Source organism: Anabaena catenula FACHB-362 (assembly GCF_014698735.1).
Classification (GTDB): domain Bacteria; phylum Cyanobacteriota; class Cyanobacteriia; order Cyanobacteriales; family Nostocaceae; genus Anabaena; species Anabaena variabilis_A.
Genome location: NZ_JACJTQ010000008.1, coordinates 32945 through 53947, shown reverse-complemented (window position 1 = coordinate 53947; position 21003 = coordinate 32945). Strand labels below are relative to the sequence as shown.

Annotated in this window: 14 protein-coding genes; 6 read left to right on the top strand and 8 right to left on the bottom strand. The window is 41.5% G+C overall.

The genetic code is table 11. The annotated features are described in order from the left end of the window. Positions 1-39: 39 nt before the first annotated feature. The 3 genes from H6G68_RS07930 to H6G68_RS07920 all read right to left on the bottom strand — a co-directional run bounded on the left by H6G68_RS07930 (position 40) and on the right by H6G68_RS07920 (position 4685). Entirely contained in the window at positions 40-1263 is a 1224-nt protein-coding gene (locus H6G68_RS07930) for a type II secretion system F family protein (protein WP_190906137.1), read from the bottom strand. 138 nt (positions 1264-1401) lie between these two features. Beyond that, on the bottom strand, positions 1402-2526 hold the full coding sequence (locus tag H6G68_RS07925) for a type IV pilus twitching motility protein PilT (RefSeq protein WP_190906136.1): 1125 nt from the start codon (positions 2524-2526) through the stop codon (positions 1402-1404). A 149-nt stretch (positions 2527-2675) separates the two neighbouring features. Beyond that, a complete protein-coding gene (locus tag H6G68_RS07920) occupies positions 2676-4685 on the bottom strand; it encodes a GspE/PulE family protein (RefSeq protein WP_190906135.1) in 2010 nt (669 codons plus the stop codon). Between the two features lie 1032 nt (positions 4686-5717). Between H6G68_RS07920 and grpE the strand changes: the two genes are divergently transcribed. From grpE to rsgA, 5 genes are all read left to right on the top strand, one after another. After that, positions 5718-6464 (top strand): nucleotide exchange factor GrpE, encoded by a 747-nt coding sequence (grpE, locus tag H6G68_RS07915; protein ID WP_190906197.1) that lies wholly within the window; start codon positions 5718-5720, stop codon positions 6462-6464. A 297-nt stretch (positions 6465-6761) separates the two neighbouring features. Next, positions 6762-8729 (top strand): molecular chaperone DnaK, encoded by a 1968-nt coding sequence (dnaK, locus tag H6G68_RS07910; RefSeq protein ID WP_190906196.1) that lies wholly within the window; start codon positions 6762-6764, stop codon positions 8727-8729. Positions 8730-9812: 1083 nt separating this feature from the next. Further along, positions 9813-10943, top strand: a complete 1131-nt coding sequence (gene dnaJ, locus H6G68_RS07905) for a molecular chaperone DnaJ (RefSeq protein ID WP_127055627.1) — start codon at positions 9813-9815, stop codon at positions 10941-10943. Further along, positions 10940-11197, top strand: a complete 258-nt coding sequence (locus H6G68_RS07900; protein ID WP_127055628.1) for a sulfurtransferase TusA family protein — start codon at positions 10940-10942, stop codon at positions 11195-11197. The genes dnaJ and H6G68_RS07900 overlap by 4 nt, the downstream gene beginning before the upstream one ends. Further along, on the top strand, positions 11194-12303 hold the full coding sequence (rsgA, locus tag H6G68_RS07895) for a small ribosomal subunit biogenesis GTPase RsgA (protein ID WP_190906134.1): 1110 nt from the start codon (positions 11194-11196) through the stop codon (positions 12301-12303). Before H6G68_RS07900 ends, rsgA begins: the two co-directional genes overlap by 4 nt. 739 nt (positions 12304-13042) lie before the next feature. Here rsgA and H6G68_RS07890 read toward each other — a convergent pair. The 4 genes from H6G68_RS07890 to H6G68_RS07875 form a co-directional block, all read right to left on the bottom strand. Then, positions 13043-14080 (bottom strand): D-alanine--D-alanine ligase family protein, encoded by a 1038-nt coding sequence (locus H6G68_RS07890; RefSeq protein ID WP_190906133.1) that lies wholly within the window; start codon positions 14078-14080, stop codon positions 13043-13045. A gap of 60 nt (positions 14081-14140) precedes the next feature. Then, positions 14141-15469 carry an ATP-grasp domain-containing protein gene (locus H6G68_RS07885; RefSeq protein WP_190906132.1) on the bottom strand — a complete coding sequence of 443 codons (1329 nt, stop codon included), beginning with the start codon at positions 15467-15469 and terminating at the stop codon, positions 14141-14143. 394 nt (positions 15470-15863) lie between these two features. Continuing rightward, on the bottom strand, positions 15864-16697 hold the full coding sequence (locus H6G68_RS07880) for an O-methyltransferase (RefSeq protein WP_190906131.1): 834 nt from the start codon (positions 16695-16697) through the stop codon (positions 15864-15866). Between the two features lie 18 nt (positions 16698-16715). Then, a complete protein-coding gene (locus H6G68_RS07875; RefSeq protein ID WP_190906130.1) occupies positions 16716-18080 on the bottom strand; it encodes a sedoheptulose 7-phosphate cyclase in 1365 nt (454 codons plus the stop codon). A 624-nt stretch (positions 18081-18704) separates the two neighbouring features. Here H6G68_RS07875 and H6G68_RS07870 point away from each other — a divergent pair. After that, a complete protein-coding gene (locus H6G68_RS07870; protein ID WP_190906129.1) occupies positions 18705-20294 on the top strand; it encodes a glycoside hydrolase family 57 protein in 1590 nt (529 codons plus the stop codon). 173 nt (positions 20295-20467) lie between these two features. Here H6G68_RS07870 and H6G68_RS07865 read toward each other — a convergent pair whose 3' ends face one another. Continuing rightward, positions 20468-20695, bottom strand: a complete 228-nt coding sequence (locus H6G68_RS07865) for a photosystem II protein, Psb35-related (RefSeq protein WP_127055632.1) — start codon at positions 20693-20695, stop codon at positions 20468-20470. Positions 20696-21003: the final 308 nt, after the last annotated feature.

The window sequence follows — 21003 nt, the reverse complement described above, 5'->3', positions numbered from 1 at the left end:
GTCTCTTCACTATTCACTGATAACTGTTCACTGATTTTTTTAGCCCAATGTTTCAAATACCTTGAACATAGGCAGATACATTGCTAACAAAATTGTACCAACCATCCCCCCAAGAACCACAATCATCAGAGGTTCCAAAATACTGGTTAGTGCTTTAACTGCCTGTTCTACTTCATCTTCATAGAAATCGGCAACTTTCATCAACATAGCATCTAATTCCCCAGTTTCTTCGCCGATACTCATCATCTGAATTGCCATAGGCGGAAAAACTGCATCTTTTTGCAACGCAATACTAATCATACCTCCTTGTTGAACATCTAAACGGGCTGCATCTATGGCATTAGCAACCACTTGGTTTCCTGATGTATCTCGCACGATTTCCAAACAAGTTAGAATTGGTACACCTGAACGAGTTAAAGATCCAAAAGTCCGGCTAAAACGAGCTACTGAAGATTTTTGAATCAAGTCACCAAACAAAGGAACTTTCAAAGAAAGACGGTCAATAGTTTCTTTACCAACACGGGTTTTGTAATACTGCTTATAGGCAAAGGAAAGCGCAATAAAAGCCCCAATAATTGCTAAAGACCACCAACTTCGTAATATTGAACTACAAGTCATCAAAAATTGTGTTAAAGGAGGTAATTCTACTCCTATATCTGCAAAAATGTTCGCAAAAATGGGAATCAGAAAAACAGTCATCCCCACAAAGATCGCGGTGGCTAAAAAACCTACCACTACTGGATAAGACAATGCTGATTTAATTTGGTTTTGTAATCTGGCTACATCTTCTAATAATTTAGCTAGGCGATTCAGTACTTCATCAAGTACACCACCAACTTCTCCAGCTTGAACCATACTGACATACAAACCATCAAAGCAGTCAGGATGTTTACGCATGGCATCTGAAAGATTAACTCCAGTTTGCACATCGTTGCCAATTTCAATCAGAGCTTGTTTGAGTTTAGGATTGCTACACTGTTCAGAAAGTACACCCAATCCTCTGACAATTGCCACACCTGCATTTACCAATGCAGCAAATTGACGAGAAAAAACTGCTTTATCTTTAACAGAAACCTTCACCAAAGAATTCTGGAATTTTTTGAAATCAAGGATTGAAGCCAAGCTTTGAGATTCTTTCAAATCTTGGACAACAAAACCTTTATCTCTAAGATTAGTCCGAGCATCTGACAAAGAATCAGCAACAAATTTCTCGGTGCGGGATTTTCCTTGGGAGTCACGAACACGAGCAAGATAAGTAGGCATAATATCAATTAAAAATTAAAAATTGAAAATTGAAAAGTTTAGAGGTTGGTGATTGGTAATTCATAATTTGTAATTAGAATAATAACTACGAATTACGAATTACGTTGGCGGTAGCCTGCCGTAGGCACTATTAGAAACTTAATGCGCTCTAGCAACCGAACCAGGTTTTGCCCCTGCGCCCTGTTGTGGTATTCCACCGATGAGACGTTGAACTTCATCAGGTTTAGAAGTTTTAGACATTGCTGCTTCAAAAGAAATAGTTCCAGCTTTGTACAAATCAGCTAAAACTTTCTCTAGAGTTTGCATTCCCAATTTACCTCCTGTTTGGATAGCTGAGTAAATTTGGGCGGTTTTCCCCTCACGAATCAAGTTGGAAATAGCCGGAGTAATAATCATAATTTCTTGAGCCATTACCCGACCATATTCACCTGGTTTGGGATTTTTCTTGGGTACTAAGGTTTGACTAAACACTGCGACTAAAGAGTTGGACAATTGCACCCGCACCTGAGTTTGTCTTTCATGAGGGAAAACGTCAATCATCCGGTCAACTGTTTGTGCAGCCGAACTAGTGTGCAGCGTACCAAATACCAAGTGTCCAGTTTCCGCGGCTGAAATCGCCAAAGCAATTGTTTCTAAATCCCGCATTTCCCCAACCAGAACAATATCAGGATCTTCCCGCAAGGCTGCTTTTAAGGCATTAGCAAAGCTTTTGGTGTCTTCACCTAATTGCCGTTGGTGAACCAGGCTTTTAATGGGTTCGTAGACAAATTCAACTGGATCTTCAACGGTTAAGATATGTTCTGCTCTAGTGCGGTTAATTAAGTCAATCATTGCCGCTAGGGTAGTGGTCTTACCGGAACCGGTGGGACCTGTGACGAGAATTAATCCTCTGGGCTTTTCAGACATTTCTCGGACTACATCTGGAAGACCTAATTTTTCAAAGTTAGGGATTTTAGAACTTAAAGCCCGCAAACAAGCAGCATAAGCTCCACGTTCTTTGTAGACATTCACCCGGAAGCGAGCCAATCCTTTGACACCATAGGAACAATCTAATTCCCAGGTTTGTTCCAAGGTTTTCCGCTGGGTGTTGTTGAGCATACTGAAAATCAGTCTTTGGCACTCATCGGCGCTTAGTACATGATCACCAATGGGAGTCAGATGACCACTGACGCGGAAATAGGGTGGCAAACCTGCTGATAAGTGCAGATCCGAACCACCCATATCAATTAGCTGCTCCATCAAGTCTTCAATCATCATTTCCATAGTTGCTTCGCTCCAATTTAAAATTCAAAATTCAAAATCAAAAATCAAATGACCAAGAACTAAATTAATGCCAAATTAATGCCAAGAAATCAAAGGTTTTGAAATTATATCTTTCCCCCTGCTCCCTGCTCCCCCTGCTCCCCCTGTCACTAATCTTGAAAACGGGGTGTCATACAGTAGGGACAATCTAGCCATTCTTGTTGTAATGTGGCATCACAAGTTTTACAGGTCAGGCCACTCTTGCGTTTGGCTTTCAACTCAGCTTCCAAACCGGTATCAGTAAATGTCACACGCTCCACCTCTTCTAGAGTGGTGGCACCTTGACGGACTAAATCCAGACTGTAAGCAAGTAAGGTTTTCATACCCTCCTCTACGGCTACTTCTTTGATGCGTTCCGTGGGTGCATCTTCGTTGATGAGAGTTTGGAGGTTTTCGGTGATCCGCATGACTTCATAAACACCAACACGTCCCTTATAGCCAACACCATTACATTTTTGGCAAAGCTGATTGTGGGTTTTAGCTTCGACTATGGCTTCTGAAGGGAGAGTATTAGCTTTATAGAAAGTTATTTCCACATCTTTGGAAGCTGATAAACCGTAGCGAGCTAGTTCATCAGTAGTGGGAGTATAGGGAATCCGACATTCTGTACATACACGACGCACCAGACGTTGTGCGAGAACGCCAATTAAGGAACTGGAAACCATGAAAGGCTCAATATCCATTTCTCCCAAACGAGCGATCGCACCAGGAGCATCATTTGTGTGTAAGGTAGTTAATACTAAGTGACCTGTCAGCGCCGCTTCAATCGCTGTTTTGGCGGTTTCTTTATCTCGTGTTTCCCCCACAAGCAACACATCGGGATCTTGTCGCAAGAAAGCCCGCAGAGCCGTCGAAAAATCCAGTCCTTTTTCCCGAATTACCTGTACCTGAGTAATCCCTGGCAAACTGTACTCAATCGGGTCTTCTACCGTACTGATGTTAATCCCTGGATCGTTTTTTTCTGCCAATGCCGAATACAACGAAGTAGTTTTACCAGAACCTGTGGGACCCGTCACCAAAATCAATCCAAAAGGCTTGCTGACCATATCCTGGACAATTTTCAAAGTCTCTGGATCAGTAATTAACTTATCCAACCCCAGTTGGGTAGAAGAGTTATCCAGAATCCGTAGCACCACCTTTTCCCCATAGCGACTGGGTAAGGTATTGACACGGAAGTCTACTTTCCGTCCTTCAAACAAGCGGCGAATCCGTCCATCTTGGGGTAAACGCCTTTCCGCGATATCTAAATTAGCAATGATTTTAAATCGGGCTGTAACTGCCGGGATGATCTTTTTTGGCATAGCGGGAAAGGCTTCACGCAGTACCCCATCTTTACGGAAGCGAATGCGTAAGTTTTCCTCTTGTGGTTCGATATGAATATCCGAAACGCCTTCATGCAAAGCTTTGAACAGGACTCTGTTGACAAGGTTGATAATGGGTGCATCATCAGCCCCCTTCATCGCCGCCCCAATATCAACCTCTCCATCCTCAGCTACTTCATCAGTTATGTTGTCGATAGCTACTAAATCTTGACCAACATCTGTAAACTTTTCTTGTTCCCGTTGCTTTTCCCGAACAGCGAACTCATCTAAGTATTGGTTGATCATCTGCTGGTAATCTTCCGGGGTAATTACCAGCCGCTGCAAGGATAAGCCTTGGAGGCGCAAGATGCGGTTGAGATCATCACAAGCCTCTAGATTATCCGGATCAACCATCGCCACTAATAAATAAGGCGGGTTTTGCTCCTCATGTTTAGATAAAGGTACTAAACGGTGACGACGACAGATATCCACTGGGATCAGGGTTTCAATCAATTTGCTGACGTTTATGTTGCCAATTTGATTGACTTGTGGATCGAGGGATTCAACACCGTATAGTATTTTTAGTTCAAATAAATGTTGTTTCTTGTATTCTCTGAGAAACTCAGGTGATAGTTGTTGCCCAGTGATTGATTCCAGTACATCTGTCAACATTTTGCCAGACTTGCGGCTTTCAATCAGCGCCTGCCGCATCTGTTCATTATTGACATAGCCAGATTGCACCAGCTTGTTGCCGAAGGGCGAAAACTCTGTTCTTGTAGTTAGAGCGGTACTACGCCGTTGTGGTGAGGAGTAAGTCATATGTCAATGAGTAGGAGACCTCTTATTCAAGTATTCCCACACTGTAGTCAAAAATTCGCATTGGGACTGTATTAAATTTCAGTTTAAAACTTTTCTGCTGAAAAATTTTGATTCTCAGTACTGTTTTGGGGAGATAGGGAGAATAATTTTCCCCCTCTGCCCCCTTTTTTCAGCGCCCTGTCTCTTCCACCAATCCGAATACAGTTCAGATTAGCCTCGTTCTCTGCCCCTGCTGCCTCTGCTTCCCCAAGAGACTTCCAAATAAAAGAATATCCCATTGCTTTTAGGGCAGGGGAGCAGGGGGCTGATCTTGCAGAGGGAGGAAAAATCGTTTTGATGCGGTGAAATTGGATAATTTATTTTTTGGAGTTTTCCACACAGATAATTTTCCTTAACACCAAGGGTATTGCCATCAATACCTTTTCTTCCATGAGTAGTAATTAGGTGAACTACTGACTTATGATCAGGGGCGAAGGCAAACAATTTCCACAATTCCACAATTCCACAAGATTTACTCTTGGTGCTACCATTGCTGTTCTGGCTACCGCCTTCAGAAAGGCTACGCTAATTCGTTCACTATTTGTCACAATAAGAGGACGGTGACATCACTCCCAAGAAAATGTCGGCGATAAAATCAGCTTTGGTTGCCAGCCTTAAACAGTAAAGGTGGCAATATGTGGCTACTATCTTTGAGATTTTAAATTTTATCTGCTCAAACTAAAATCTCAAAGATGCTCCCAGCGATCGCAGTTTTAATCATGGAATAAATCCCAAATCCTGAAACCAAGTCCCTGTCTTCAGACAAGGGCTAAATCCAAAAGCCCTTCGGGTATGCCTCCGGCTCCCGTAAGGGATACGCAGTCGCACCCTACGGGAAGGCGAAGCGCCTACATGGGGGAAACCACGCCACTTGCTTCAAGTCGGCAGAGCCGCCCAACGCAGTGGCTCCCCAAGACCGCGCTGACTCACCAAAATCCAAAATCTACAATTGCTTGACGCACTGCCGTCAAAAGCATCTGGGATGAGTAGACAATTATGGACGAAAATAAACAAGTAAACAATACAAGCCAGCAATTGGGTGAACCAATAGAGGTAAAGCAAGCAATGAAAAGCGACTCCCCAGCCGAAATTAACTCTAACGAATCTGGCAGCGAGGTGACTGAGCAAATGGCAGCCCAAACTAATGTACCGGCAGAACCTGCACTCACAGAGGAAAATGGTGTCGCTGCGGCAGAACAAACAGAAGTAAATACGGCAGCTTTAGCAGAATTGACTCAACAAAATGAGTCTCTAAAAGCACAATTTGAAGAGCGTAGTACACAATATATGCGGATTGCCGCAGATTTTGAGAATTATCGCAAACGCATCTCCAAAGAAAAAGAAGACACAGAGATGCAGGTGAAACGCAATACGATTATGGAATTACTGCCTGTAGTCGATAATTTTGAGCGGGCCAGAGCGCACCTCAAACCGCAAACCGATGGCGAGATGACTATTCACAAAAGTTATCAAGGGGTTTATAAACAATTAGTGGATTGTCTTAAGCGTTTAGGTGTGTCACCAATGCGACCTGAAGGTCAAGAATTTGATCCTAACCTCCATGAAGCAGTCATGCGGCAACCTACGGATGAACATCCAGAAGGTACTATCTTAGAAGAGTTAGTACGCGGGTATTATTTGGGAGAACGCATACTGCGTCATGCAATGGTGAAAGTGGCAGCCCCAAAAGAAGATACACCTTCCGAACCAGAAGATGAATCGAATCAGGATAACGGTTAAGTGTTCTTCGCTCACCGCACTGACTGAAAAGTTCTAAATTCTGACAAGGGCGAGAATCACATTTCTCAAAAAGGATAGGGCTGTTGAATGGTTTCTGAAATTTAACAGCCCCTCCATAATTGTTTCCATCTCCAGACTCGGCTTCCTAATCAGCAGCAGACATCGGCATAACTCTTTGTATTTCCACGGTATACCAATATGATTTACACAGATGTTACCTTCAGCTTCTAGCCCTGAGCAAAAAACGATAGTTTGCGAAAAATCACGGTACAAGCACTCAATAAAAATACTGTAAATATGGGAAAAGTTATTGGGATCGACTTAGGCACTACTAACAGTTGCGTTGCTGTTGTGGAAGGTGGGCAACCGATAGTGATTGCCAATTCCGAAGGGGGACGCACAACTCCTAGTATTGTCGGATTTGGCAAGAGTGGCGATCTCTTAGTTGGTCAGTCAGCCAAGCGGCAATCCATCACTAATGCTGAAAATACAATCTACAGTATCAAAAGATTCATTGGTCGCCGTTGGGATGATACGCAATTAGAACGTAATCGTGTCCCGTATAACTGTGTCAAAGGTCGAGATGATACTGTTGATGTAGCAATTCGCGGATCTAACTACACACCACAAGAAATATCCGCAATGATCCTGCAAAAACTCAAACAGGAGGCGGAAAACTTTTTGGGTGAAACTGTAACTCAAGCGGTGATTACCGTACCAGCATATTTCACAGATGCCCAACGACAAGCAACTAAAGATGCTGGAACCATTGCTGGCTTAGAAGTCCTCAGGATTATCAACGAACCCACAGCGGCCGCTTTAGCCTTTGGTTTAGACAAGCAAGATCAAGAACAGTTGATTTTAGTATTCGACTTGGGAGGTGGAACTTTCGATGTCTCCATTCTCCAACTTGGAGATGGAGTTTTTGAAGTTAAAGCAACTAGCGGTAACAATCAACTGGGTGGAGACGACTTTGACAATTGCATTGTCCTCTGGATGCTAGAGCAATTCCAGCGACAAGAGAACATAGATATTTCCCCAGATAAAATGGCTCTGCAACGCCTGCGGGAAGCAGCAGAAAAGGCAAAAATTGAACTTTCCAGCATGGTAAATACTTCAATTAACTTGCCCTTTATCACTGCCGATGAAACAGGCCCCAAGCATCTGGAGATGGAACTAAGTCGTTCTAAATTTGAAGAACTCACAGCGCATTTAATTGCAGCCACCATCGAACCAATGATTCAGGCGCTCAAAGACGCAGACCTCAAACCCAAAGACATCAACCGGATTATTTTGGTAGGTGGTTCTACTCGCATTCCTGCGGTCTTAAATGCTGTAATCAAATTCTACAATGGCAAAACTCCAGATCGTTCCATCAACCCTGATGAAGCTGTAGCACTGGGAGCAGCCGTGCAAGCTGGTGTGTTGGGTGGGGAAGTTGATACCCTGCTACTCTTAGATGTCACTCCCTTATCTTTAGGTCTGGAAACTTTAGGAGAAGTCTTTACTAAAATCATTGAACGTAATACCACAATTCCCACGAGCAAATCCCAAGTCTTTTCTACAGCAGTTGATGGACAATCTTCCGTGGAAATTCATGTTCTCCAAGGAGAACGGGCTATGGCACGAGATAATAAAACTCTTGGTAAGTTTCTCCTAGCTGGTATTCCCCCTGCTCCTCGTGGCGTGCCACAAATTGAAGTAGCTTTTGACATCGATGTCAACGGTATCCTCAAAGTTTCTGCTCAAGACAAGGGTACAGGCAGAGAGCAAAGTATTCGGATTACCAATACAGGTGGTTTAAGTCAAGCTGAGGTCGAACGGATGCGGCAACAAGCTGAGTTGTATGCTGAAGAAGACAGAAAACGTAAAGAACTGATTGAACTTAAAAACCAAGCTGATAACCTGTTGTTAAGTTACACGTCTACTTTACGAGATAATGGCGACTTAATCGGTGAAGAAATTAAAGTGTTGGCAAGTGAGAAATTTGCCAAACTCCAAGCGGTAATGAATGACCCCTCTATCTCTCTAGCAGTCTTTAAGCCAATATTAGAGGACTTCCAACAAACTCTGTTTGGCATTGGTGCAGATGTTTACAAACGAGCCAGTACCCCATTAGACAACCCAATTGAACAAGAAGAACTTGCTGATAATTCTTCAACAGTAGTCGCTGAAACTTCCACCAATGAAGCATCACTACCACAATTCAATTTTGATTTTGATGATGAAAGTACTGCTGCGGCTGATTATGAGGCGATAGACTAACACTGCTTTGTCGGAATTAAAAATTAAAAATGACAAAACGGGTTCGTGCCGCTGGTTCTATCACCAGGACTTTGTACAAAGATTTGTGTCTATTTTTGGCACAAAAGTGACATAAGCAATCCTTGATTCAGAGCAACTTGTAGGATCACAAGGAGTATCATTTTCAACAAAAAAAAGAGGAATGTGTCCCAACCTCCGATTTCTGACGCGGAGCGTCCAAGGGTCTGATATCATGTCCGGCTGAACACTTACTTATGATTGGGGAACCGCGCGGAGAGTTTTTTTGATCAGCAATTAGCCGGACTTGATATGATTTCTCCAGCAGATGGGAATCCCTGCGTCTTTTTGTGACTTTTTAATTCTTAATTTTTAATTTCCCAGCCAGGTAGGCTAACGGATGATGGCTGTTGGCGTAGCCTGACTGAAGAGGACGCTCCAGAGTGGGAGACGCGGCGACGCAAATGGTTTCAAGCCCCCGACTTGAGTCGTGGAGAAGAAAAAAGACATTCCTTGCTGGAATCCCCTGGCTTTAGACATGGGGTGTAAGAGCGTCTCTGTGTAAGAGTGTCTTCTTCAAGTTAGGCAGCTGCTGATAATAAACATGGTTTTATATCCCCAAGGTTTGCTAGATTGTAGGAGCGAATTAGAGTGGACTAGATGCTTCAATATTACATATGCTCTCAAAAGTATATGGTGGTTTTCCGTACCATTTTGTACGGCTAGTTCCTCTAGTTGATAGGCGTAGTTTCACTCATCTAAGTAGCACAATTGTAAAAGAGACAGCTTGAGACAGTGAAAATGGTGTAAACGCCAAGTGCTGGTGCAAAAGCTGCGCTCAAACAAAGGGTGCGGCACTTACTTAGTGGTTGCCCGTCAGGGTAGTTCAGCTGAATGTGTTGATAATTTATCTAACTTGTTTTGTTGATATCGAAAAAAGCACCTGTTACTCAAGACTTTCTAGTAATTTTTGTCAAAGGTAAAAGGTAAAATCAATTATTAACAAAAATTAAGTGTTGTCTCTAGTCCTTTACCTTCTGCCAACCCTACTTCTGATTTCTTCCTTCTAACTTTTACCCTTGCTCTATGGCCCGCGACTATTATGAAATTCTGGGTGTCTCTCGTGACGCCGACAAAGAAGAAGTTAAACAAGCCTATCGCCGTTTAGCCCGGAAGTATCACCCAGATGTGAACAAAGAACCGGGTGCGGAAGAACGATTTAAAGAAATTAACCGTGCTTATGAAGTGCTTTCAGAGCCAGAAACCCGCGAGCGTTATAACCGTTTTGGTGAAGCTGGCGTTTCTAGTGGGGCTGGTGCAGGCTTCCAAGATGTGGGCGATATGGGCGGTTTTGCCGATATTTTTGAAAGCATTTTCAGCGGCTTTGCTGGTGGAATGGGTGGACCAACCCAGCAACAAAGACGGCGCAGTGGACCTGTGCGGGGTGATGACCTCCGGCTAGACCTGAAGTTAGATTTTCGGGAAGCAGTATTTGGTGGCGAAAAAGAAATTCGCATTTCTCATTTAGAAACTTGTGAAGTATGTAGTGGTTCTGGTGCTAAACCAGGAACTCGTCCCCGGACTTGTGCGACTTGTAGCGGTTCCGGTCAAGTACGACGTGTGACGAGAACGCCTTTTGGTAGCTTTACCCAAGTCTCTACTTGTCCCACCTGTAATGGCACAGGATCTGTAGTTGAAGATAAGTGTGATGCTTGTGACGGTAAGGGCGCAAATCAGGTCACGAAAAAACTGAAAATTACTATTCCGGCTGGGGTAGATAATGGCACACGCTTGCGGATTTCCCAAGAAGGAGATGCCGGTCAGCGGAGTGGTCCCCCTGGGGATTTGTACGTCTACTTGTTCGTGAATGAGGATGAAGAATTTCAGCGGGAAGGAATTAATGTTCTTTCCGAAATCCAACTTAGCTATCTGCAAGCGATTTTAGGCTGCCGTTTGGAGGTAAATACGGTAGATGGGCCTGTGGAATTAATCATTCCAGCGGGAACTCAGCCCAATACGGTGATGAAGCTAGAAAATCGTGGTGTACCTCGCTTGGGAAATCCCGTGAGTCGGGGCGACCATATGCTGACGGTATTAATTGATATTCCCACGAAGATCACCCCAGAGGAGAGAGAATTGCTGGAGAAGCTGGCTAAAATTAAGGGGGACAGAACTGGAAAAGGTGGGGGATTTTTTGAAAATCTGTTTAAGTCATGAGTGTATCTTCCTTGTTAACTCCTGATGCTCAACTGGACTTGCGCGGTACTCCTTGCCCGATTAATTTCGTGCGGACAAAACTCCGTTTGGAGCAAATGCCCTTGGGAGGGTTATTAGAAGTCTGGTTAGATGCTGGAGAACCAATTGAACAGGTTCCTGATAGTCTGACAATGGCAGGTTATCAGGTGGAAACAATTACGGATTGCTCTGGCTATTTTTCTCTGTTGGTCCGCCGTCCTGTAGTTGCCAAATGAAAGGGGAAACTGTTGATAATACAACACAGTTGGTGGGTACGGTGTTAGCTGTACAGGCGAATTTTTATCGAGTACAGATGGACGGCGATGGGGGAAGTTGTGAAAATTATCCCCACATCCCTACCTCCCCACCAGCACCGCCTCCGATCCTCCTCTGTACGCGGCGAACGCGGCTAAAAAAAATCGGCCAACAGGTGATGGTGGGCGATCGCGTAATTGTGGAAGAACCCGATTGGGATGGGCAACAAGGTGCAATTTCTGAGGTTTTACCACGTCATAGTCAATTAAATCGTCCGGCGATCGCTAATGTTAACCAAATTCTTCTAGTATTTGCGGTAGCTGATCCACCTTTGGAACCTGTGCAATTGAGCAGATTTTTAATTAAGGCTGAGTCTACAGGGGTTGATGTGCTGTTGTGTTTGAATAAATGTGATTTGATTTCCCCTCTTGAAAAACAGCAAATTAGCGATCGCTTACAGGCTTGGGGTTATCAACCGCTATTTATCAGTGTTCAAAACAAAATTAATATTGACCATATAGCTGAATATTTGACTGATAAAATTACTGTAATTGCTGGCCCTTCCGGTGTAGGCAAATCTAGCTTAATCAATGGACTGATTCCCGATATTAACCTGCGAGTGGGGGAAGTTTCCGGTAAGTTAGCTCGTGGTCGCCATACTACCCGTCATGTAGAATTATTTGAAATGCCTAAGGGTGGGTTGTTAGCTGATACTCCTGGCTTTAATCAGCCGGATTTGGATTGCAGTCCCGAAGAATTAATCTACTATTTTCCAGAAGCTAGAGAAAGGTTAGAAACTGCTAATTGTCGATTTAGTGATTGTACCCATCGAGATGAACCAGACTGTGTGGTGAGTGGTGACTGGGAACGATATGAACATTATTTAGAATTTTTGAGCGATGCGATCGCATATCAAACTCATCTTAACCAACAACCTGACCCCGAATCTAGTCTGAAATTAAAATCTAAAGGTAAAGGTCAGAGTCAGTATGAACCGAAGCTAGAAAGTAAAAAATATCGTCGTATTTCTCGCAAAACTCAATTACAGGATTTACAGGAATTATATAAAGAAAGTGAGGAAGGATAAGGGGACGCGGTGACGCGGGGAAATAGGGACACGGTGACGCGGGGAAATAGGGACACGGTGACGCGGTGACAGGGGGAAATAGGGACGCGGAGATTTTTTTAATAAGTAATTAAGCGAACATGATATAAAACCCCCTTGATACCCAATACTGTTCGGTTAAGAGTTTTTGTAGGTTGGGTTAAGCGACAGCGCAACCCAACAAAAGTCCGTAAATGTTGGGTAACAAGAACGTCAACCCAACCTACCTGATTTAATGTTTTTAGCTTAACCGACAAGTATTGCCTTGATACCTGATTTTTGGTTTAACCGAGTACCGTGGGTCTAAATCCCCGTCACAAAACTTAATTACGAATTACGTATCCCTAGTGGGACTGTAAGCACTATTACGAATTACGAATTACGAATTACGAATTATAGCAGGAGGCAGGAGGCAGAGGGCAGGAGGCAGGAGGGAAAGCCTTATTATATCTAAGTTTCAAGGATTAATAATGTCCTAATTATCCTGGCTACAGCTATATTTAAATTTTCTACTTCATTTATAGCCGTGGACAGGGTGGTTAGGACATTAATTGATAATCAAACTCCCACTACAAGAGAGAGAGTTTTACTCCTGACTCCGGTCACTGAGCGTAGTCGTTCGCGAAGCGTCTCGTTCACGTAGTGTCTCCGACAGGAGAAGAGAAGTGCTGACTCCTGACTCCTGCTATACCTACAATCTGCTGTAAATTCACGATCAATTCTACAGCGCTTTTTTATTGCCCAAAGTTTCATTGATAGCAGTTATTAATAACTCATTGAGAGAAATTCCTGCGGCTTTGGCCATAGAAGAGATGACACTTTTAGGGGCAAAAGAACAATACAAACCAGCTTCTAAAAACCAAGGTTCTCCGTTTGGATCAATGCGAAAATCAAATAAACTATAATGACGACAACCTAAAGCTTGATGACATTTTTTAGCCACTTCCTGAACCTTTTGGGTCATAGGGTCATGAGTATTTACAATCCAAGCTTTTATATTATCTTTAGCGGTCAAATATAAGTTGCCATCATCTCCTTGTTGGAGTTTATCAGCATAGTTGCGGATGGGTTTTTCATGGGGCTCTACTAAATATTCTTCCAGGGGTAAACCCACTAATTCCCCATCTTTAACAATGATGCCACATCTGACTTCTCGACCGAGTTCAATATATTCTTCTACAATCACTTCCTCTGCATATTCAAACGCTGTTTTTAAAGCAGTTTCATATTCAGTAGCGTCTTTAACTAAAGATACTCCTAGAGAGTTGTCGGAACTTGCAGGTTTAACGACTGCTGGAGATCTAATTGTAGGAACGTCTCCAGGACGCAGAAGTTCTCCAAGAGGAACTTTTACCCCTGCTGCGGCGACAATGGCTTTTGCTCTGGCTTTGTGGGCTGTTATAGCCATAATATCTGGAGTATTGCCTATATAGGGAATCTTCAGCAAATCCAATAAAGCGCGATAATGAGTCATTCCCGGAATACAAAACATTTGTGGTAATACCAAGTCAATGTTTTGCATTGTTAGAAACTCTATGGCCTCAAATAGTGGTATGGGTTTGGTAACAGCAATATCTTCTGAACTCAGAGAAGGAGGAAATCTCCACAGAAGATCAGGTGTAATGTATGCAATCTGAAAATCATAGAGTGATGGATCTGCTATTGCTCTCAGAGAATCTTGTGCATAAAGACGTGATAAATTACAGTAAAAATCATTGTGTGCTGATCCAACTAAATGAAGAATACGAAGTTTTGACATGATTTCTTTGACTCTCTAATTTTTAATTACGATATTCGGCTTGAATTTTGCTTAAAATTACTAATCTCCGCCAATTTCCACTAACTTACCAATATTGAAATCTATTTTTACCCAGCCTTTTAATTTTAAAAGATTTTGTAATAATAATAAGGTAATTTGCCAGTGATGAACCATTAAAAATGGTAAAGGATCATCTCCTTGAAAAATAGCATCTGTACCTTCAGTAATTTTATTTATCCATGCTTTGAATTGACCTAAAGAACGAATTCCTGTCAATCTCCACAGTTCATGATATAACCAATAAGTTGGTTTACTTGTTGGTAAAGGTTCTATGTGTAGTTCATTTTCACTATCTTTTAAATAAGCATCTGCTAACCCTGGATGATTATAAAACATAGTAATTGCGGTGTGAGTGCGGGGGTTGCACTCAATGGGGTAAACTTTACCATCTGTTGTTTGGATAAAGTCAAAAGAAATTTGTCCAGTTAAGTTTAATGCTTTAACGAAATGTTTAACCCATTGAAATATTTCCGGGTTATCAATGTGTTCATAATTAATTTGAAAAGGAGAAGATTTGGAACAGCAATGTAACCGAATTTCTCCATTTCTGACGGTGCTGTGAGTACAATATTCTTGTCCTGTGACAAATTCCTGCATTACCCAAGGTCTTTCTGCACTAATTGGTAAGTTTTTTATATAACTTTCCATTCCTTCAAATGGTAATTTTGTCAGATCTAATCGAGTCACAGAATCATATTTAATGCTTTTGAGTAAGTAGCGACTATTATCTTTGCTAAAGTCAAAGTTGAGGATTTGTGCTGGGGAAGTAATCAAAAATGCTTTTGGTGCTGTTAAACCTAAAGCCCGCGCTTGATCACATAAACTAAATTTATCATCTAATATTCTTGTGATTTCTGCATCAAAGTGAAATACTTCACAATGGGGAGATAAGATTGGTTTTGATAAAGAGTCGTAATAACTCGCTACTGGACTAGAAACAGGAATAAATACATCTATATTTTCTGCTTTAACAATATCTAACAATCCTTGAAAATAGCCATTTGCATCTTTTTCTGGTGCAGGTACTGTGAAGAATTTTGTCACTGCGTTAGAAAATTGATGTCCTGATAACCAATATTTATGAGTTTCTACCATAAATACTTTATGTCCAGCACGATGAAAAGAACGCGCAAGTTGTAAAGATTTGGTCATTTTTCCTCCAGTTAAGAGGATGTTTTTGGGATTTTCACAAATAATCTTTTTCTGAAAGGGAAGGGTGAGGAAGTTTAAAATTAGAGAAGTGATGACGATAATCAAATTAATAGGTAAAATCAGGGAAAGTAAAAGCAGTGTTCCCAGATTTTGAAATAGAGAAATAATCAAATTCATGATTTTGTGGTAAATAGACTTATGTAGGTTGGGTTGACGGAAGGAAACCCAACATTGTGTAATGTTTGTCGAAACTTTATTAGGTTGCGATATCGTTTAACCCAACCGACAATTTTATTAGCTGAATTGTTAGGAAAATAATCGAATTCATGATTTTATGAGAAATAGAATTATATAGGTTGTGTTGACGGAAGGAAACCCAACATTGTGTAATGTTTGTCGAAACTTTATTAGGTTGCGATATCGTTTAACCCAACCGACAATTTTATTAGCTGAATTGTTAGGAAAATAATCGAATTCATGATTTTATAGGAAGACGGAAGGAAACCCAACATTTTATGACATTTGTAGAAAATTTGTTGGGTTGCGCTGTCGCTTAACCCAACCTACAGTGTTATTTACGTTTGATGATGGTTAAGCCATCTCGTAAAGGTAAAATAACTTGTTCAACTCTTGCATCTTCCGCAACAATTTGATTAAATTGCGCTATGGCTTCTCCGTTAGCTGTTCTCTTTGCTGGGTGTAAATAAGGTTGTCCCTGTAAGAGAGTATTATCTACACAAATAAACCCATTCTCAGCTAAAAGTCCCGTATCTAAAAGCAGGTTGAAGTAATCAACATACTCTTTTTTATCAGCGTCAATGAAGACGAAATCAAAAGTTTCTCCTGCATCTGCTAATTCTTGTAATGTTTGCAAAGCAGGAGCAATTTTAACTGTGATTTTACTGCCGTGGGGAGAAGTTTGAAAACATTTTTGAGCAAAATCGGCAACATAATCATCCACTTCACAGGCAATAATATCACCATCTGCGGGTAATGCTTCCGCCATTGCTAAGGCAGAATATCCTGTAAACATTCCTATTTCTAGAATGCGTTTAGCTTTAGTCATGGACACAAACATTTTTAAAGTTTGTCCTTCAATGTGTCCAGAAAGCATTTCTTGTTCTAACTGACGGACTGTTTCTCCATCAGAAAATCGCTGACTCCAATCTTCTACCGCAGTTTTTTGTGCTAAAGCTGCTAAAGCTGGAGATTCATTTGTTGTATGTTCATCCAAATAAGGATCAATTCCAGCTGCTAAGTCATAAACTTTTTGTAGAGACGCTGCAAGTTCAGGAGAGACATTTTCCTGCTTGGCTATTTTCAAAGTTGTTTCTAGTTCTGCAACTAAAATACCCAAGGGAGTAACCGGTCTAGGAGTAATTGATTTCACTAAAGTTTCAGTCATTTTTATTATTTCCAACTCCTATTCCAAACCCAAATCACTAAGATACATTTCTATTCCTGCACCGTGATTAGGTAAAGTGCTACATACGGCTTTATGTGCTGCTACAGCAGCTTCGAGTAATTCGGGTGGAACTTCTTGGATATAGTCACAAGCACCGATACCACCTCTAGGAACAGGGGCCCACAGTCCACTTTCTCCACGCTTGCGACGCATATTTTTTTGACCTTCAATCATCAGGTCTATATCTTCGAGAATAGGATGATAAACAGTTAAACCCAGAGACTGACATAATGCGATAATGCGATCGCGTTCTTCTGGTTTTAACCAATTCATTTCCACTGCTAAAGTTGCACCAAAAGCCATCCCAGTCGTCACCGCGTGGCCGTGCATCATTTTCACCGCAGGTTCAAATCGGGGACTCCAAGTATGGCCATAACCATGAGGACGATCTTGATAAGTCTCAAACATATTCGTTCCCTCATGCTTCATATAAGAGAATAATGCTCGATAAATAATATCGTCCGCAATTTCTGCTAACTCCTGATTTTCTCCCAAAGTTGCAAAGTGAGTTTCAATTAAACGAGATCCGTATTTTTCCAACAATTCAAACAAAACAGCATCATCAGTAATGGCCATTTTAATAATTTCCGCTATCCCATTCCGGATATGACCAGTAGCCAAAGTGCGGAAGAAACTTCGATCAACTAAAGTGAGTACAGGAGGATGATAAGCACCGATACTATTCTTGAACTGCTTACCGTTGGTACAGGTACGAGGTGAAGGCCCTGCATCAATAGCTGCAACTACAGTCGTTCCCACCATAATATAAGGAGTCCGTCGGTGTTGTAAAGCACAAGCTAAACCAGCCACATCGCTGAGGACACCACCACCAATAATTAGTACAGGTTCACTGCGAGAAACATCACAACCATCTTTCCCTAAAAACCCTAAAATGCGATGGACTGTTTCGGGGGTTTTATCTGCTTCCCAAGCCCGAAAAGCCATCATTTCTAAAGGAATTTTATGAGCATCAAAATATTTACGAATTTGCTCACCATACAACTCATTAACTGTCTGGTCGATAATTGCAACACAACGACTGCGACTGTTATAAATATTAGCTAAAGTTTCATTTCCCGGCTGAAAAACGCCTTCTACCACTTTCACTTCTGCCTTAAGTGTAAAAGTCGCAGAAACCTCAAAAGAACGACCATCTTTTTTATGTGCTATTTCCCCTGAACCTCTGTACCACTGGGATGTTAGATACTTTTCCCCATGAGTGAGTCTAATAGTATTCGCTTCTGTTTGACTGGCAATATTTTCGGAATCTACTAGTAATTTATCTGATATTTCTGGGGTTGGTAATATGCTTTGTGGACTCATTTTAAATGCCTTATTCTGATTGTTGGTATTTGTGACAATGGAATAGAAAAAAGTTCTGCTCCTGGAATAACTGGATTTGAACAGTTCTTTTTTTTGCAAAAGCTGCAACAAAATCACCAAGATGAACCGATACTTGAGACTTGACAGGATCATCTTTGCCAACCAGTCAGCTGGATAGCAGATTTACTCTTACCGTCAGCGAGAAAGTAACAAAAAATTAAGTTCTCTAATCTTGTCCGGTAATTTATGAGTAATTTTGGGAATTTAATTAAGATTCTTAACAAAGAGTAACACTTAGTTGTTGCTTATCGTTTATATAAACTTTATGTATTTATTAAATTAATAGAAAATTTTGTAACCTCAAAAAATTCTACTAGATTCAGTGATCTAGATGCTTGCCAAACCAAATATATTATGGTATTTGCAATAGCAAAGAGAATAAAATCAGTATAATTACTTTATATGTAGTTATGACAACTATCTGGGGTTAGATATTCCGTTCTGAAAACACTTGTGAGGCTTAACTGATAAAACTTCCTTCACGATCCCGATATCATCTTAAAATATTGTTAATTTCAGCCAAACTCTCGACCTTCAATTTACTAGTACCAACCCACAATTATTATGGCTATAGGCTACGTCGCGCTTGTACTTCACGCACATTTACCCTTCGTTCGTCACCCAGAAAGTGACTACGTGCTGGAGGAGGAATGGCTATATGAAGCCATCACCGAAACATATATCCCTTTATTGAAAGTATTTGAAGGTTTAAAGCGAGACGGCATCGACTTTAAAATCACGATGAGTATGACACCTCCTCTCGTGTCTATGCTGCGTGATCCTCTGCTACAAGAACGCTATGACGCACACTTAGCACAACTAGAAGAACTTATAGAACTGGAAGCCGAGCGAAATGTCCAAAATGGTCATCTTCGTTATTTAGCTGAACATTACGCTGCTGAGTTCAACGAAGCGCGTGAGTTATGGGAACGTTATAACGGTGATTTAGTAACGGCTTTTAAAGGGTTCCAAGATACTAATAACTTAGAAATTATCACTTGCGGTGCTACTCACGGGTATTTACCGCTGATGAAAATGTATCCCCAAGCTGTGTGGGCGCAAATTCAAGTAGCTTGTGAACATTACGAAGAAACTTTTGGTAAAGCGCCCAGAGGGATTTGGTTGCCAGAATGCGCCTACTATGAAGGTTTAGACCGAATGCTGGCGGACGCGGGTTTGCGTTATTTCCTCACCGATGGACATGGTATATTATACGCTCGTCCCCGTCCCCGCTTCGGTACTTATGCGCCAATTTTCACTGAACCCGGTGTAGCAGCTTTTGGTCGAGATCATGAATCTTCTCAACAGGTATGGTCTTCTGAGGTTGGCTATCCTGGTGCAGCAGAATATCGGGAATTTTACAAAGATTTGGGCTGGGAAGCGGAATATGAGTATATTAAGCCCTACATCATGCCCAATGGACAGCGGAAAAATACGGGCATTAAGTATCATAAAATTACTGGACGTGGCTTAGGTCTTTCTGATAAAGCACTCTATGATCCTTATTGGGCAAGGGAAAAGGCGGCAGACCATGCTGCTAATTTTATGTATAACCGTGAGCGTCAATCTGAGCATTTACACGGTATTATGGGTCGCCCGCCAATTATTGTTTCTCCTTATGACGCAGAGTTATTTGGTCATTGGTGGTATGAAGGCCCTTGGTTTATTGATTACCTGTTCCGTAAGTCTTGGTATGACCAAAGTACTTATGAAATGACCCATTTAGCTGATTATTTACGAGATAATCCAACACAACAAGTCTGTCGTCCGGCTCAGTCGAGTTGGGGTTATAAGGGTTTCCACGAGTATTGGTTAAATGAAACTAATGCGTGGGTTTACCCGCATTTACACAAAGCTGCGGAACGGATGATTGAAATATCAACCCTGGAACCAGAGGATGAGTTGCAGTGGAAAGCTTTAAACCAAGCAGCGAGAGAGTTATTATTAGCACAATCTTCTGACTGGGCGTTTATTATGCGGACGGGAACAATGGTTCCTTATGCGGTGAGAAGAACGCGATCGCACTTAATGCGGTTTAATAAACTGTATGAAGATGTGAAAATCGGTAAAGTTGATAGTGGTTGGCTGGAAAAAGTAGAGTTAATGGATAATATTTTCCCCAATATTAACTATCGCACTTATCGTCCGATGTAGTCATACCATTTTGGATTTTGGATTTTAGATTTTGGATGGGAAATTCCTCTCTGTGTCTGAGTTCTGCAAATCCATCTGGCACCATCATTGTTCTTTCGATTAAAAACAGCAAAACCCCCAGTCGAGATGCTGGGGGTTATTTTTATGGACATTTTCTTAGACTGTTTTGACTACTATTGAGGTAGGTTACGGCTTGTGTAAGCATCCATTACATAAGCAGGAGTGCGATTGCTATAGTCTATTTCCATACCAGTAATAGATTTTGCCAACTGTTCAAAGGACTCAGAACGCCAGTTACGTTCATGAATGGGCTTGCTTTGTTCACCCATGAAGTAAGCCAAAGAACCAACAACTGAAGCAGCTACCCAACCGACAACGAATAATGCAATTAAGATAGTCATTTTGGAACCTCTTGTTTTAACTTGTGTTTCCTTATGTAAATAAATATAACAAATGTAAACAAAATTTGCAAACTGTTCATAAGGTGTGCTAACCGATGATATCGGTGGGGTATTCCACACCGTAATTATTTCTTTGAACTTATATAATCGCGTCAAAAATTGTATAAATATTTTGTGTCACGTCTCTACAATTTCTGGTGTCTGTTGTCCAACCCATGACAACCACAAAGGTTTAGATCCCATTTTGGATTTTATATTTTGGATTTTCACAGACTTACTTACATCAGCTTTGCAGTTTTCCATCTGTA

Bases quoted from the DNA above. Each gene is read 5' to 3' on its own strand.
- H6G68_RS07880 (WP_190906131.1), bottom strand. From the start codon at position 16,697: ATGACTGAAACTTTAGTGAAATCAATTACTCCTAGACCGGTTACTCCC.
- H6G68_RS07870 (WP_190906129.1), top strand. From the start codon at position 18,705: ATGGCTATAGGCTACGTCGCGCTTGTACTTCACGCACATTTACCCTTC.
- H6G68_RS07920 (WP_190906135.1), bottom strand. From the start codon at position 4,685: ATGACTTACTCCTCACCACAACGGCGTAGTACCGCTCTAACTACAAGA.
- H6G68_RS07890 (WP_190906133.1), bottom strand. From the start codon at position 14,080: ATGTCAAAACTTCGTATTCTTCATTTAGTTGGATCAGCACACAATGAT.
- H6G68_RS07875 (WP_190906130.1), bottom strand. From the start codon at position 18,080: ATGAGTCCACAAAGCATATTACCAACCCCAGAAATATCAGATAAATTA.
- H6G68_RS07930 (WP_190906137.1), bottom strand. From the start codon at position 1,263: ATGCCTACTTATCTTGCTCGTGTTCGTGACTCCCAAGGAAAATCCCGC.
- H6G68_RS07900 (WP_127055628.1), top strand. From the start codon at position 10,940: ATGAGTGTATCTTCCTTGTTAACTCCTGATGCTCAACTGGACTTGCGC.
- rsgA (WP_190906134.1), top strand. From the start codon at position 11,194: ATGAAAGGGGAAACTGTTGATAATACAACACAGTTGGTGGGTACGGTG.
- H6G68_RS07885 (WP_190906132.1), bottom strand. From the start codon at position 15,469: ATGAATTTGATTATTTCTCTATTTCAAAATCTGGGAACACTGCTTTTA.
- dnaK (WP_190906196.1), top strand. From the start codon at position 6,762: ATGGGAAAAGTTATTGGGATCGACTTAGGCACTACTAACAGTTGCGTT.
- dnaJ (WP_127055627.1), top strand. From the start codon at position 9,813: ATGGCCCGCGACTATTATGAAATTCTGGGTGTCTCTCGTGACGCCGAC.
- H6G68_RS07925 (WP_190906136.1), bottom strand. From the start codon at position 2,526: ATGGAAATGATGATTGAAGACTTGATGGAGCAGCTAATTGATATGGGT.
- H6G68_RS07865 (WP_127055632.1), bottom strand. From the start codon at position 20,695: ATGACTATCTTAATTGCATTATTCGTTGTCGGTTGGGTAGCTGCTTCA.